This is a genomic window from Microbacterium sp., assembly GCF_052099035.1.
Lineage (GTDB): Bacteria > Actinomycetota > Actinomycetes > Actinomycetales > Microbacteriaceae > Microbacterium.
This window is the reverse complement of the sequence record NZ_JBQDSX010000013.1, coordinates 22,802-37,666: the sequence shown is the minus strand read 5'-3', so window position 1 is coordinate 37,666 and position 14,865 is coordinate 22,802. Positions and strand designations below refer to the sequence as shown.

The window sequence follows — 14,865 nt, the reverse complement described above, 5'->3', positions numbered from 1 at the left end:
TTTCTGTGGTGTTTTATTTTTCCGGCGGGGGGGGGGGGGGGCCCCCGGGAGGGGCCCCCCCGACCCGCATCACTCAGGGGCAGCTCTCGAAACGGTCATACACCGTCGTGCCCTGCGCCACGTCGGACTTCTGCGAGATCTGCTCGGTGATGAGCGAGCCATCCGGACCCTCGACCACTTCGGTGAGGAAGTTGTCGACGATCGCCTGGCGGTTCTCGTCGAGCGTCATCGGTCCTGCCGGCCCCTCGTAGGAGATGTTCTGCATGGCATCCCGGAATGCTGCCTGGTCATCGCTCAGGTCGCCATCGACCTCGGCCAGCGCCTGGTACATGGCGTCGAAGGCCTGGTAGTAGAGCAGCGTGAAGATGTTCGGGTTCTCGACGGTCTCGGTGAATGTCGTCCACTCCGGGTTGTCGTAGCCGACTCCGGGCACCGGTCCACCGGTGATCGTGCCAATGGCCGCATCCTTGATGTTCGCGTCACCGGAGAGCGCGGTCTGGTCGACGGTGATCGACCCGCCCACGATCGGCTTGTCCAGGCCATTGCTCACTGCCTGAGCGAGGAAGCTCGCAGCATCCGCTCCGCCGAGCCCGACATAGATCGCGTCGACCTCGCTAGGGATCTGCGCGATGATCGTCGCGTAGTCCTGCGTGCCCACCGGCACCCATGACGCTCCGACCAGCTCACCGCCCGCGGCGCAGAACTCATCGAAGAAGCCGCCGGCGTTGTCATAGGGGAACGAGTAGTCCTCGGAGAGGATGTACATCGACTCGTAGCCCTTCTCGGTGTACGCGTACTCTCCGAGCCCACCCATCCACATGGCCGAGTCGCCCATGAAGCGGAAGAAGTTCTCCGCTCCCTCGAGGGTCATCCCGACCGGGCTTGCGGCACCGTTGACGAAGGTGACCTCGGGTGCGGTCAGCGCGTACTGCACGACGGTCTCGCCCTCGTCTCCCGATGCGGGTCCGAGGACGATGTCGACGCCGTCGTTCTCGACGAGCTTGCGCACGGCATCCTGCGCGGAACCGGTGGTTCCGTCCGTTCCTTCGTAGATCAGTCGAAGCTCCTTGCCGCCGATCTCGTCGCCGTTCTCATCGAGCACAGCCTGGATGGCGCGCTCCGCTTCCCCCATGGCGAAAGAGAGGTTTCCGGAGTCAACCGCGAGCACTCCGATGACGATCTCGTCGCTGGCATCTCCTCCCCCGTCTCCGCCGTCGGACTGCCCTCCTTGACAGGCTGCGAGCGTGAGCGTGAGGGCGGCGGCGCCGGCGAGTGCTGGCAGCATCCTGGATCTGGTTCTGAGCGTCATTGCTTCGTTCCTTTCGTGAGTGCGGAGTCCGCCGGGTCGGCGGCTCCCTGTGATGCAAGGTCGGGCTCTTCGCGTCCACGCCGCCGTCTCATCCGTGCGCGCAGGGCGGTATTGAGCTGTTTCCACACCCCGGCAAGGCCCGCTGGTGCGAAATAGAGGATCGCGATGAAGATCACTCCGGTCAGGGTCATATAGCGATCGGTGAGGTCCTGAGCGAAGCTGTCGAGCAGACTGAACAGCAGCGCGCCGACGAATGCCCCGCCGAGCGAGCCGATCCCGCCGATGACGGCGACAACGAGCACATCCAGTGTGGATCCGAGGCTGACGAGGTCAGGATCTGCCTGAGCACGGTCGAAGACCATGATGATGCCGCCGAGAGACGCGATGAACGACACGAAGGTGACGGCCCCGACGCGATACAGGCCGATGCGGTATCCGAGCGCCTGCATGCGCTCGGGCGAGTCTCTGATCCCCTGCAGCGCGTAGCCGAATGGCGTCGCCCCCACCCACCGGCAAAGCAGATAGCACACCACGGCGAGCGCGAGCGCGGCGAAGTAGAAGGTCGTCAGGTTGCGGAAATCCAGCGGTCCGAATTCATCACGCGTGATCGGGGCGATGCCGCGACGCGCTCCGGTGATGGCCGCGTCCTGAGAAGCCCAGCTGTAGAACACCTGCCCGATCGCCAGCGTGATCATGAGGAAGTAGATCGCTCGGGTGCGCACGGAGATCAGAGCGATGATCGCACCGAACACAGTGCCGATCACCACGGCGACGATCATGGCCGCGGAATAGGGCCAGCCGGAGGTCACAGCGAAATACCCCACGCCGTACGCCGCGACTCCCGCGATCGTCACCTGCGCCAGTGACAGCAAGCCCAGGTACCGGTTGAGGAAGACCATGCTCATCGCGATCGTGCCGAGCCACATCGTCTTCACGCCGATGTTCGGAATCCAGAACCGGGGTCGATCCACGACGAATGGGAAGGCGATGGCGACAACGAGGATTGCCACCGGGATGATGATGCCCCAGCGAATCCGCCGCTGCCGGGCCGGCATGTTCTCAGTCATGCGGTCTTCCTCCCAAGAATTCCCTGCGGGCGAACGGCGAGCACCACGACCATGAGTGCGAACGTCAGCACGTTGGCATAGCTCGGCGCGAAGACGAGCCCGAACTGCGAGATGAGACCGACCAGCACCGCCCCGACTGCAGCACCGGCAATACTGCCCATCCCGCCGACGATGACGACGACGAGCGAGTACAGCAGGAATACGCCGTCCTGTCCCGGCAGCAACGGGAAGAGCGTGCCGTTGGCGACGCCCGCGATGGCAGCGAGTGCGGATCCCAGCACGAAGATGGATGCGAACACGAGACGGATATTGACGCCTGTGGCCGCGGTCATGGCACTGTCATCGACTCCCGCACGAACGATCGATCCGTAGCGGGTGCGATTGATCAGCAGCCAGAGCAGAATTCCGATCACGACCGAGAGCGCGAGGATCAGCAGACGCGCCAACGGGTATGCACCGACGCCCGGGAGCGAGATGCTCTCCATCCAGGCGCTGGGAGCGGGCACCTGGTAGGCGACGCCACCGAAGACTGCCGACATGAGATCGGCGCCGATGAGCGATACGCCGAGGGTGATCAGCGCCACCCGCATGTCGTCGTCCTGAAAACGACGGATAAGTACCTGATGGATGAACAGCCCCAGAAGCCCCACGACCGCCGCCGCACCCAGGATGGCGAGCCACCACTGTCCGGTCTCCCGAGCGATGACGTATCCGATGTATCCGCCCAGCAGGTACATCGTGCCGTGGGCCATCGTGATCACGCGCATCAGCCCGAAGATCAGGGTCAGCCCGCTGGCGACGAGGAAGTACACGCCCGCCAGGGACAACCCGTTCAGGGTGACCAGGAGAAACTGCTCCATTACTGCCTCTCGGGTTCCGTCATTGGAATGGTTCTTTGTACTCATTCAGAGGTGGACACAACTTCGTATCCCTTCTTGTATACAAGCTAGGACACAAAGCCACAAGGGTGCGGCACTGCGTCGATCGCGTGCCTAGTATTCGCCGAGCAGTGCTTCTGCTCCCGCGATCATGTCGAGGATGCCGTCGCGCATGTGGCCGATGTGCTCCTCGACGGCAGGGCCGATCGCATCGATGTCGGTCGCGACCAGCGCCTGCGTCAGCACACGGTGCTCATCGGAGCAACTCTGCAGCCGGTTCTGGTGCGTCGATGCGCGCAGCCAGAAGCGGTGGATGCGCCGACGCGTCTCCTTGACCGTCTCTGCGACCAGCCTGTTTCCGGCGATCTCGTTGACCGTCCTGTGGAAGAACAGGTCCGCGTCGCTCCACGCCACACGGTCTCCTGTGGCAGCGGCAGCGCTCATCCTCTCGACCGAGTCCAGCAGCAGCTGCGCATCGGTCTCGGTGAGCTTCGCGGCGGCCTTCGTGAAGATGTACGTGTCGAGTGCGACGAGGAGGTCGCAGGCATCGTTGACTTCGGACCGGCTGATCTGCGCGACAGTGAATCGGGAGTTGTCGGTTCGGGTGATCAGCCCTTCCTTCTCGAGCCGCTGGAGGGCCTCTCGCACTGGCGTGCGCGAGACCCCCAGCTGGGTCGCGATCTTGTTCTCGCTGAGGGGCGTGCCAGCCCGCAGCCGGAACCCGGTGATCTCGGTCAGCAGCCACTCATAGGCGACGTCCACGCGAGACCCGTGCTCGGTGAGAGTTGTCATGCTGCTGCTCCGCTCGTCTTCGGTTCCCGGTCACGCATGCGCGGGACCGTCCACCGGGTCACATCGTCCGATCGATGAATTCACGTGAGTGTACCTTGACGGGAGCCTTGGCCAATTCCAGCACGCCACGCGCGACGTGTTCGCTGTACCGGCGGAAGGCCTCCTCCCCCTTCTCGGCCGTGGCGCGCAGCGGGTTGCCGATGATGCCGTTGTCGACGAACTCGTGATGGTCCATCGGGAAAGTGAAGTACTGGTATCCCTCGAACTCGGTGTCCGGCATCCCGTCGTTCTTCTTGAACGCATCAGGAAGGAACGCGGGCGTGTGCGCACGCGTGTCGACCGCGCGCTCCATCCGCACCAGGTCCGGGTTCCAAGCGAGGTCCTGAGATGTCTCGAGCTCGCTGGAGTGCCACCCGGGGGTCTCCTCCGGCGGGTTCTCCATCAGACCCTCGAGAATGCCGGTGTAGCGCTCCATGAAGGGCTTCACGAACGAGATCAGCGCACCGGTCTCGTATCGGAGCTTGCGCAGCACGGGGTCGACGACCTTCGTGTTCGAGCCGTGGCCGTTGATGAAGATGATGCGGTTGAATCCGTGGTGGATGAGGCTGCGCGCCACATCGTTCATGAGGTTCAACAGCGTGCTCGCGCGCAGCGTGATGGTGCCGCGCCCCTCTCCGGCGCCGTACATGTGCTGCGGCGAGTAGCCCGCCCACAGCGGCGGCGTGTGCAGCACTCCGATGTGCTCGGAGATGCGCTCGCTGATCTCGACGGCGGTGATCGTATCGGTGTACAGCGGAAGGTGCGGACCGTGCTGCTCGGTGCTGGCCATCGGCACGATCACCGTGTCCTTGGTCTTCAGGTATTCCGCGATGTCGACGTACGAGAGGTGGGCGAGATTCCAGGAGCGGAACTGCGAGCGCCAGTCGTCGTCGCCCTCCGTCAGTCGGGCGATCTTGCGCTCAGGTCGGGTAGTCATGCGTACTCCTTGGGTGCGGTGGCTATCGGTGAGGTGGCGAGAAGTTCGAGGAAGGCATCGGCGACGATTCGGCCGAGTGCGGGGTCATTGGAGTGAAGATCGATGGTGCGGATCTCGATGTCGTCGCGAAGATGCGCGCGGAGCGCTGCGAGGAAGAGCGCATCGCCCTCGGGGTCCCAGAACGGACCGTCTGGTGTCGCGGGGATGGACAGCCCACGCATCGGCATGATGATCAGCGCCGGCCCGGTGGTTTCGCTCACGCGCTCGGCGAAGATGCGTCCCATCTCTGCCTTCTCTTCGTGCGTGGCGAGCACGAGCGTGTACTCCGGATTGTGCTCGTAACGGGGTCGCGAGCGCATCTCCTGCGGGATGGACGCCGGAGCCCATACCGAGAAGTCGATGCAGGCCGGCACCAGCACCTGAGGGAGCCCCGCGAGGCCGACCTTGCGCAGCCGGTCGGGGCCGCCGTCGTGGATCCCGCCCACGAGGGGATCGTTGATCTCATTGGTCGTGTAGTCGATGACGCCGACGAACTGCCCGTCGACGGCCAGTTCCTCCATCGCCGGCCCGCCGACGCCGTTGGAGTGGAAGACGACAGTCTCGCAGTCATGCTCTGACAGTCGATCGCGGACGGCACCGACGGCTGCCGTCGTGTTGCCGAGCATGGTGGTCGCCACGTATCTCGGACCGGATGCCGGTGGTGTGAGCGGATGCCCATGCTGGAGCATCCCGGCCATCGCCGCGGCGACGTTGTCGAAAACGGTCGTCAGCACCGGATTCAGTCCGAGGATGTCGACGACGGAGTGCATGACGAGCACATCCTTCGTGCCGACATAGGGCGCGAATTCGTGGTGACCGCTGGCGGTCGGTGCGACGACGATCTTCGGGATGCCGACCGGCAGCACCTGAATCGCCGCGGCACCCATCACGGATCCCACACCTCCCACGCTGATGCCGCCGGTCAGTTCACCCGCCGCATGATGCTCGCGCACCCAGGCGATCGCGCAGTCGCGCATCTGCGCGACCGCGCTGCCCCGGGTGCCGGACGCGCGCAGTTCGGCGATGGTAGTCCCCCCGGACTCCGCCAGTTCTGCGTTGCTCACGTCCGGCACGATTCCGGTCGGCTCGCCGAGGATGCCGCTGTCAAGCACGACGGTGTCGACCCCGAGCGCGTTCAGACGGTCACGCAGATAGGCGACCTCCGTCCCCTTGGTGTCGAGTGTCGCGACGATGACGACTTTCCCCATGGCGAGCCCTCCCCTCCTCAGAAAACGTCGTTGATCAGTGGCAGCAGCGTCTCGCTGTTCGCCTTGACCAGCCAGTCGTAGAACTCCTCGGTGAGGATCGACGAGCCGTGGTCGATGATGAACTTCAGCTGCTCCGGCGGAATTTCTAGACCCTCGAAGTTCGTCTCCAACGCGTTCGGATACTTGTTCGCCGGCGTTCGGTCGACGGGTGCGACGAACTCTGCTGTCAGCGCGCCGTCGTAGCCAACTTCGTTGAGCACTCCGACGAACTCCTGCCAGTTGTAGTCGCCGTAGCCGCAGGGCATCCGGTTGTTCTCCGCGACGTGCACGTCGACGAGCTTGTCCTTGCCGACCAAGCGAATGGCGTCGTACAGATTGGCCTCTTCGATGTTGATGTGGAAAGCATCGAGGACCACGCCCAGGTTCGGTCCGACTTCAGCGCAGAGCGCAAGTGCCTGCTCCGCACGCGTGATGAGGTACGACTCGAAGCGGTTCAGCGGCTCGATGCCCACGCGGACGCCCTTGGCTTCGGCGAACTCGTAAACCTCCTTGGTCCCCTCGACCAGCCAGCGCCATTCCTCCTCCGGCGTGCCGTCGGGGACGACCTTGCCCACCGTGCCCGGCACGAGGGTGAGGATCTTGCCGTCGAGATCGTGGACGAGCTGGATGCAGTCCTTCACGTACTGCACGCTCATCGCGCGGACCTGCTCGTCGGCGGCCTGCATGTTGCGGCCGTCGACCATCAGCGTCACCGAGCCCCAGCATTTCAGACCGTAGTGGTCGAGAAGGCCGCGCACGTGCTTGGCATCGTACTTCTCCGGCTCACCCGAGATCTCCAGGCTCTTGTAGCCGTACTTCGCCAGACGCGCGATCGTGGTCTCGATCGGCTCTGCGCGCATCCAGTTGTGCATCGACAGGTGCATCACACTCTCCTTTGAGTTCCGGCACTCAGTGCCATTGTTGCGGGTTGATTGTCTGACGTCGGCTTGGCGGGATCACCAGGTCCCGTTGGCGGGGGGTCCGAATCCGAGTTTGCCCGGGTTCATGATTCCGGCCGGGTCCCACGCGTTCTTGAGTTCTCGGATCAGGTCGTACCCGGCGCCGTACTGCGGCCGCATGAAGCGGCCGAGCTTCATGCCGACGCCGTGGTGGTCGTTGAGGACACCACCGTGCGAAAGCCCGGTGAGGATGCCGGCGTCCCACAGCCTGTCGTGCAGCGCCATCGCCTCGGCCGGGTCCGTCGGCGGTTCGTCCACGTAGAACCGGTCGTAGAGCATCGCGCCCCAGTCGTACCAGTGCGAGAGGTGGGCGGTATAGCGCGCACCGTACTCGGCGAACTCCTCTTCGACGATCTTCTTCTTGGCCCGGTAGATGGCGGGCAGATCTGCGAATCGCGCGGCCTGGTCGAACGTGCCGTACATCAGCGGCGGCTGGGGCAGCTTGCCCTTCGCATACGGTTCGTATTTGCCGTCCCACCAGGTCTGGCCCACATCGGGTCCGAGGGATGTTCCACCGGCACCTTCGACGAGCGCGGTGATCGCACGGGTCTCGTAGTCGACGAGCTCCTCAGCGCCATCGCACATGACGACCATGAGCGTGCCGGTGAAGGGCGTTCCCACCCAGTCCTTCAGCTTGCGGCTGTCCGCCTCGTCGTAGAGCCGGATGACCGCGGGACGAAGTCGATTGGTCATGATCCGGCGTCCCGCTTCCATCCCCACGAAGATGTCGGGGAAGCTGAATGAGAGGAAACCGCGTGTCTCGGGCAGAGGGTCAACACGCAGCGATACCCGCGTGATGACACCGAGCGTTCCCTCCGAGCCGACGAACGTCTGCAGCAGGTCAGGGCCGGCTGCGTGGCTCGGAACCCGCAGCGTCTCCACCGTGCGCCCGGGCGGGACGACGACCTCGAGCTGCACGACCTGGTCCTCTGCCTTGCCGTACTTTGTCGAGACGACGCCGGAGCCGCGCGCGGCGACGAAGCCGCCGATGGTCGCGCCGAGGTGGTACGACCCGGGATAGTGCGCGAGAGTGAGCCCCTTCTCATTGAGCTTCTCCTCGAGCGTCGGTCCGTCGATGCCGGCGCCGACCGTGACGACGAGGCTGTCCTCGTCGATCTCGATGATCTGGTCGAGGCGTCCGAGGTCAAGACTGATTCCGCCGTAGGGGGCGAACGTCCCTCCCTGGGTCCCGGAGCCGCCACCGCGGGTGACGATCGGAATGCCGTAGTCCGAGGCGATCTGGACCACGCGCTCGACTTCACCGGTCGTACCGGGCCAGACCGCGAAGTCCGCCGCGGGCTGCTCGAGATCGCGATACGTCAGGTACTTGGACGACCATGACCAGTCGGCCGCCTGCTCCTGCAGGACGTGGGCATCGATGCTGATGTGATCGGCACCGACCACTGCAGCCAGCTCGCGAGCGATGTGGCCACGGAGAAATCGTCCCCCGTCCACCGCGCTCGCCGTCGTTGATCCGCTCACAGCACTCCTTTGTCTGACCATCATGCGGTTCACAAGCCATCCGGCTTCTTCACCAGAACGTGTATCCAAACCTGTATACAAGTAAGAACACTAAGGTGTCTTCAAGAGCCTGTCAAGCATTCTGATCAGGCGGCGGTGCGCTCTTCGAACTCTTCGACTTCGAGCTGCCAGCGGTCCTTGGCGAGGCGATACCATATGTAGAACGCGAATCCGGCGAAGACCGCCCATTCGATGGCGTAGAAGACGTTCAGCCAATTGACGCTGGAGAGCTCGTCGGGTGCGGGCGAGACGATGTCGACGAGCCCTGTGGGAGCCGTCGTCGAGGCGAGGTACGGCCGGAACATCGAGAGTTCCTCCGTCTCGTGCCATTGTCCGAGGAGCATGGCCGGGGACATCTTGCTCATCGCGAACGGATCATTGGTGGGTGGGAGCGCCGTGCCCTCGTCGGAGATGATGCGGCCGGTGATGTCTGCTTCGGTGCCGGCTGCAGTCTTCTCGAGCGCCACCGCCGCAGCATCCGCGCTCTCGCGATCGGGAGCCCAGCCGAGCGCGACGGCGATCGAGGTGCGCTCGGCGACGCGGAGCTGTCCGGTGACCCAGTAGCCCGAGACGCCCTCATCAGCTCCATCGCCATCGTTGAATCGCGAGGAGACGACCAGGAAATCACCAGCGACCCACGTCCCCGCGGTCTCCACGCGCTGGCCGACCAGGGGCTCAGGAACATACTCACCGGGACTCACAACATCGGTGAGCAGTCGCACCTCTTCGGTCACACCTGCTGGCGGCGGATCAGTATCGATGGCGCGCTCGAGCTGCCACTGCCCGAGGAACGCGAACACCCCGGCCACGACGAGACACGCGCACAGCACCGCGATCCAGCGGCCGCGCAGCATGACCTCGCGCAGCGTCGGCGGGAACTCCTGTGTCGTCACGAGTGCTCGAGGGACGTCACGACTCGTACGGTGCGAGGACGACCTCGACCCGCTGGAACTCCTTGAGATCGGAGTACCCGGTGGTGGCCATCGACTTGCGCAGAGCCCCGATGAGGTTGGCGGTGCCGTCGGCGACCGGAGCCGGCCCGTAGAGGATCTCCTCCAGCGTCGCGATGCCGGGCGTCGAGACGCGGCGTCCGCGCGGGAGCTGCGAGTGGTGCGCCTCGGGGCCCCAGTGGAAGCCCTGGCCCGGAGCATCCGTCGCACGAGCGAGAGCGACGCCGAGCATGACGGCATCCGCACCCATGGCGAGTGCCTTGACGATGTCGCCGGACGTGCCGACGCCGCCATCGGCGATGACGTGCACGTAGCGTCCGCCAGACTCGTCGAGATAGTCACGACGTGCAGCGGCGACGTCCGAGACGGCCGTGGCCATCGGGGCGTGGATGCCGAGAACCGCACGAGTGGTGGATGCTGCTCCGCCGCCGAACCCGACGAGCACACCCGCCGCTCCGGTGCGCATGAGGTGCAGGGCCGTCGTATACGTGGCAGCACCTCCGACGATCACCGGCACATCGAGATCGTAGATGAACTTCTTCAGGTTCAGCGGTTCGGCCACGCTCGAGACATGCTCGGCCGACACCGTGGTGCCGCGGATCACGAACAGGTCGACGCCTGCGGCTGCGACGGTGTCGTAGAGCTCCTGCGTGCGCTGCGGGGTGAGGGATCCGGCGACAGTCACACCGGCCTCACGGATCTCGGCGAGGCGCGAGGTGATGAGCTCGGGCTTGATCGGCTCGGAGTAGAGCTCCTGCATCCGCACGGTCGCCTTCTCGGCGGGGAGTGCGGCGATCTCCGCGAGCAGGGGCTCGGGGTTCTCGTAGCGCGTCCACAGGCCCTCGAGATCGAGCACACCGAGACCGCCGAGCTGCCCGAGCATGATCGCCGTCGCCGGGCTCACGACCGAGTCCATCGGGGCGCCGATCACCGGGGTGTCGAAGGAGAAGGCGTCGATCGTCCACGCGGTCGAGACGTCTTCGGGGTTGCGGGTTCGCCGCGAGGGCACCACCGCGATGTCGTCGAACGTGTATGCGCGACGCGCGCGCTTGGCCCGACCGAGTTCGATGTCCATGCTCACCCGTCCAGCCTACCCGCAGGTCCCGGGCGGCTGATCCGACTCACGCGGGCCCCGTACGGGCCAAGCGACTGCCCCTGCACCGCACTGTCGAGAACGAGCTCGGCATCCGGCATCCCGCGCGGACGCGAGATCGGCCGGTCCGTGAGGTTCACCTCGATGAGCCACGCGTCCGATCCGTCGTCCGCGGTGCGCACCCATGCGAAGCAGTCGCGTGAGCGCGGGGAGAGGAAGCGGATGCCACCGCCCGCGAGCGCCGGGTGCTCACGACGCAGTCGGATGAGGTCGCGGTGGAAGCTCCACACCGAGTCCGGATCGTCGGTCTGCTCGGCGACGGTGAAGCCGGTCGAGTCCTCACTGCCCGCTTGCCACGGCAGTTCAGTCGTGAATCCTCCCTGCGCTCCCGGCTCCCAGCGCATCGGCACCCTGGCGTGGTCGCGCGCCCCCGGCAGCACCGCCGCGAACGCTTCCGCCTCGCCCAGACCGTCGGCCCGCAGCTCGGCATGGCGGTTCAGCGACTCCACGTCGCGCAGCTCGGCCAGGGAGGCGAAGCGCTGATCGATCGCGCCGATCTCCTGACCCTGGAAGAGGAACGGCACTCCGCGCAGCGTGAGCTGGATCGTCGCGAGAGCTTTGGCGAGCGCGGCGCGCAGGTGCGGGTCTGTCACGCGCGAGCCGAGGACCTTGGACAGCATCCGCGGATTGTCATGGTTGTCGAAGAAGAGTGCGGCGCGATCGCCGGGGCCGATCCGCGTCAGCAGCTCGGTGAAGAACGTCTTCAGGTACCGCAGGTCGTAGCGATAGTCGTCCCAGCGGATGCGCCCGGGCATATCGAGCACATCGAAGTTGAACACGAGATCGAGCTCTTCGCGCTCGGGGTCACTGAGCAGCCGCCCCATCTCGATGCCGACGCCGGGCGTCTCCCCCACCATCACGCCCACAGGCTTCCCGCCACCGGTGAAACCCTTCGCGCGCAGCTCATGGAGGTGCTCATGCAGACGGGGCCCGAAGAAGTAGTTCTCGATCCCGAAGAAGCCCATGAGGCGACCGATCGCCTCGTTGCCGTCCGGTAGGCCGTCGCGTTTGGAGATGTAGTTGATGACGTCCATCCGGAACCCGTCGATCCCCCGGGCCCGCCACCACTGGACGATGTCGGCGACCTCGGCACGCACCGCCGGGTTCTCCCAGTTCAGATCCATCTGCCCTGGGGCGAACAGGTGCAGCGCCCAGCGCTTCGCCTCGGGAATCCACCGCCATGCGCTGCCGCTGAAGAACGAGGTCCAGTTGTTCGGCGGGTTCCCCGTGCCGTCTTCGCCGTCCGCTCCTGGGCGCAGGTGGTAATAGTCGCCATACGGCCCGTCGGGGTCGGCGATGGCCGCTTGGAACCACTCGTGCTGCTCGGAGGTGTGGTTCACCACGAGGTCGAGGATGATCCGCATGCCCCGCTCGTGGCATCCGGCGATGAGCTCATCGAGGTCGGCGAGCGTGCCCATCTCGGTCATCACGGCGCGGTAATCGCGCACGTCGTAGCCCATGTCCTCATTCGGAGAATCGAAGATCGGCGAGAGCCAGACGCAGTCCACGCCGAGGTCCCGCAGGTAGTCGAGGCGGCCGATGAGTCCGCGCAGGTCGCCGATGCCATCGCCGTCGGAATCCTGGAAGGAGCGCGGATACACCTGATAGAAGACCGCGCTCTGCCACCATGGCGGATCGGATCCCGCCGCGCTCGCGTCGGCGACGACGCGCTCGGGATGCTCGGCGAGGATCGCGAGAAGCGCCTCCGCGAGCCCGGGGCCGAGGAACCGGCCGGCGAGGCGTCCGAGCGTGCGCAGCGGCAGGTTCGCGACGAGCGGGTTCGTCACCCACCGCCGCGAGCGCCCCAGCTGCAGCAGAATCTTGTCGATGGCATCCCGGCCGACCGGATGCGCGTACACGTCTTTGAGTCGGATGCTGGAGTCAGGACTCGCCATCGCGCACTTCCTGTGCGCTCTCGCGCTGACGCAGATCGGCGACGATTTGGGCGTACCTGGTCTCATCCAGCCGGTATCGGCGGGCGAGTATCAGCCAGCTGACGACCACGAGGACCAGCGGGACCACCATCATCGCGATCTTGAACGCCAGCACTCCGGCGTCGGTGACGTCGGCGGCGCTTTCGGCATCGTTGATTCCCGACAGGATGAGCGTGACGCCGATCGCTCCGGATGCCAGGGCACTTGCCGCCTTGTAGATGAACGGCTGCAGGGAGAAGGTGACCGACTCGTTCCGACGACCGAGCTTCCACTGGCCGTACTCGACCGAGTCGGCGATGAACATCATCATGAGCAGCTGGATGAACGCTTGACCCGCGAACAGCAGAACCCCGGCGATCCCGATGAACAGCATCGAGGTTCCGGCGAACAGGAACACCACGTAGCCGACGGCGCAGGACACTGTCGCAAGCAGGTGCACGCGGCGACGCCCCAGCTTGGCGGAGGCGAGTGGGAACAGCAGCAGTCCACCGATCTGGCTGACGCCCAGGATCGCTGCGAACACCGGGTACATTCCGACATCGCCATATATGTACGTGAAGTAGTACAGCCCGAGGCTCGTCGTGACCGTGTACCCGGTCATGAACAGCACCATCGCGAGCGTCACCCAGAGCAGCTGGTCATTACGGGCGATCACTGAGAACAGTTCGCGCAACGGAGTGTGCACGCGCTCGCCCGCGATCTGCTCCTTCGTGGTCACCAGTGTGATCGTCTGGAACACCAGCAGGATCACCGCGACCGCGACGGCCAGCGCGAGCCAGGCGGACTGCGCCGAGCTGAGAAGATCCTCAAGCGCCGAGGTGATCGGAACGAGCCCGATCACGAAGCCGAAGATCCCGATGTTCGCGCAGACGCGCGCGACGACACCGATCCGCTCGCGCTCGATCTGATTGCGCGACAGCGACGGCAGCATTCCGTAGTACGAGATGTCGTTGACGGTGTATGCGACCTCCCACAGCAGGTACACGATCACGAAGACGACGACGAACAGCGGACCCTCGACGCCCCAGTCGGAGAACATCACCACGGTGGCGGCAGCCCAGGCCAGCGCCCCGCCCGCGATCCACGGTTTGAACTTGCCCCAGCGCGTACGCGTGTTGTCGACGACGAGCCCCATCACCGGATCGTTGACCGCGTCGAACAGTCGCATCACGACGAGGACGACCGTGATGGCGGCGAGGACCGCGTTGGAGACCTGCACGACCTCGGTGAGGTACACGAGGAGGAACATCGAGACCATGGTGGCCGCCATGTCCCGGCCGAGAGTGCCCAGCCCGAAGCCCCAGGCGTTGCGGCGATAGGGCCCGCTGCGCGGGGGCAGCACAATGTCGGCAACACTGCCGACGGCCGCAGGTTCCGTCATCGCATCAGCCTAGCGGGACCGCTCGCCTCAATCGGATGCCGGAGGGCGCAGTTGAATCACACGATCCGACTCTCCCCACGCACGGTCTGCAGTAAGTGCCGCTGTGTCGAGCCGTTCAGCCAATGCAAGGCAGAGGCGATCACCGAGCGAGAGTCCGGAGCCGCGTTTCCAGAGTGACGCTGCACCTTCGGCGTCCGCGGCGGAAACCGGCTCGACGCGAACGTTGTAGCTCTGCACCAGCGCCCGTGCAGTTGCCCAGTCCGCGCCAGCTGCGCGCACCTTCTGCAGAATCTCCGACCAGTTCGCGGCGCCGATCACTCCTCCTTCGAGCTCTTGCTCGACCCGATCAGCACCAGGCTCTCCCTGAAGGAATGCCAGAACAGCCGACGCGTCAAGAACGCTCACGAATGGTCCTCTGCGAGCGCATCCGCTCTGCGTTCTGCGAGCAGTTCGCCGACGAGATCGACGCCGGCAAGCTGTTCGCGCAGAGCACGCTTCGCCTGCTCACGCGTAGCCAGCACAACGCCACGGTCAGTCTCAATGAACAGCAGGGGGGTTCCGAGATCCCAGTGCTGCTTCGCGCGAAGCACCGCCGGAACGACCAGCCTCCCACGATCTCCCATTGACGTCACATAGGTGGTACTCATGATTGAAGAATA

14 protein-coding genes are annotated in these 14,865 nt (G+C 65.2%); all 14 read right to left on the bottom strand.

What is annotated here, in order from left to right:
• Nucleotides 1-73: 73 nt before the first annotated feature.
• Nucleotides 74-1,309 carry an ABC transporter substrate-binding protein gene (locus ACTIAO_RS06150; RefSeq protein WP_441905393.1) on the bottom strand — a complete coding sequence of 412 codons (1,236 nt, stop codon included), beginning with the start codon at nt 1,307-1,309 and terminating at the stop codon, nt 74-76.
• On the bottom strand, nt 1,306-2,376 hold the full coding sequence (locus ACTIAO_RS06145; RefSeq protein ID WP_441905392.1) for a branched-chain amino acid ABC transporter permease: 1,071 nt from the start codon (nt 2,374-2,376) through the stop codon (nt 1,306-1,308). The genes ACTIAO_RS06150 and ACTIAO_RS06145 overlap by 4 nt, the downstream gene beginning before the upstream one ends.
• Nucleotides 2,373-3,236, bottom strand: coding sequence for a branched-chain amino acid ABC transporter permease (locus ACTIAO_RS06140; RefSeq protein ID WP_441905391.1), 864 nt, complete (start codon nt 3,234-3,236; stop codon nt 2,373-2,375). Before ACTIAO_RS06140 ends, ACTIAO_RS06145 begins: the two co-directional genes overlap by 4 nt.
• A gap of 132 nt (nt 3,237-3,368) precedes the next feature.
• Nucleotides 3,369-4,046, bottom strand: a complete 678-nt coding sequence (locus ACTIAO_RS06135) for a GntR family transcriptional regulator (RefSeq protein WP_441905390.1) — start codon at nt 4,044-4,046, stop codon at nt 3,369-3,371.
• A 58-nt stretch (nt 4,047-4,104) separates the two neighbouring features.
• Nucleotides 4,105-5,022: a creatininase family protein gene (locus tag ACTIAO_RS06130; RefSeq protein ID WP_441905389.1), complete on the bottom strand. Its 918-nt coding sequence runs from the start codon at nt 5,020-5,022 to the stop codon at nt 4,105-4,107.
• The gene (locus ACTIAO_RS06125; protein ID WP_441905388.1) at nt 5,019-6,269 is read right to left on the bottom strand and encodes a Tm-1-like ATP-binding domain-containing protein; all 1,251 of its coding nucleotides are present in this window, start codon (nt 6,267-6,269) and stop codon (nt 5,019-5,021) included. The genes ACTIAO_RS06130 and ACTIAO_RS06125 overlap by 4 nt, the downstream gene beginning before the upstream one ends.
• Before the next feature lie 17 nt (nt 6,270-6,286).
• The gene (locus ACTIAO_RS06120; RefSeq protein ID WP_441905387.1) at nt 6,287-7,192 is read right to left on the bottom strand and encodes a sugar phosphate isomerase/epimerase family protein; all 906 of its coding nucleotides are present in this window, start codon (nt 7,190-7,192) and stop codon (nt 6,287-6,289) included.
• A gap of 72 nt (nt 7,193-7,264) precedes the next feature.
• Nucleotides 7,265-8,749, bottom strand: coding sequence for an FAD-binding oxidoreductase (locus ACTIAO_RS06115; RefSeq protein ID WP_441905386.1), 1,485 nt, complete (start codon nt 8,747-8,749; stop codon nt 7,265-7,267).
• Between the two features lie 125 nt (nt 8,750-8,874).
• Entirely contained in the window at nt 8,875-9,642 is a 768-nt protein-coding gene (locus tag ACTIAO_RS06110) for an SURF1 family protein (protein ID WP_441905419.1), read from the bottom strand.
• A gap of 55 nt (nt 9,643-9,697) precedes the next feature.
• Nucleotides 9,698-10,813, bottom strand: a complete 1,116-nt coding sequence (locus ACTIAO_RS06105; RefSeq protein ID WP_441905418.1) for a GuaB3 family IMP dehydrogenase-related protein — start codon at nt 10,811-10,813, stop codon at nt 9,698-9,700.
• A 2-nt stretch (nt 10,814-10,815) separates the two neighbouring features.
• Nucleotides 10,816-12,786 carry an alpha-amylase family glycosyl hydrolase gene (locus ACTIAO_RS06100; RefSeq protein WP_441905385.1) on the bottom strand — a complete coding sequence of 657 codons (1,971 nt, stop codon included), beginning with the start codon at nt 12,784-12,786 and terminating at the stop codon, nt 10,816-10,818.
• Nucleotides 12,773-14,206 (bottom strand): glycoside-pentoside-hexuronide (GPH):cation symporter, encoded by a 1,434-nt coding sequence (locus ACTIAO_RS06095; RefSeq protein WP_441905384.1) that lies wholly within the window; start codon nt 14,204-14,206, stop codon nt 12,773-12,775. Before ACTIAO_RS06095 ends, ACTIAO_RS06100 begins: the two co-directional genes overlap by 14 nt.
• A 27-nt stretch (nt 14,207-14,233) precedes the next feature.
• Nucleotides 14,234-14,611 carry a type II toxin-antitoxin system VapC family toxin gene (locus tag ACTIAO_RS06090; RefSeq protein WP_441905383.1) on the bottom strand — a complete coding sequence of 126 codons (378 nt, stop codon included), beginning with the start codon at nt 14,609-14,611 and terminating at the stop codon, nt 14,234-14,236.
• Entirely contained in the window at nt 14,608-14,853 is a 246-nt protein-coding gene (locus tag ACTIAO_RS06085; protein ID WP_441905382.1) for an AbrB/MazE/SpoVT family DNA-binding domain-containing protein, read from the bottom strand. Before ACTIAO_RS06085 ends, ACTIAO_RS06090 begins: the two co-directional genes overlap by 4 nt.
• Nucleotides 14,854-14,865 lie beyond the last annotated feature (12 nt).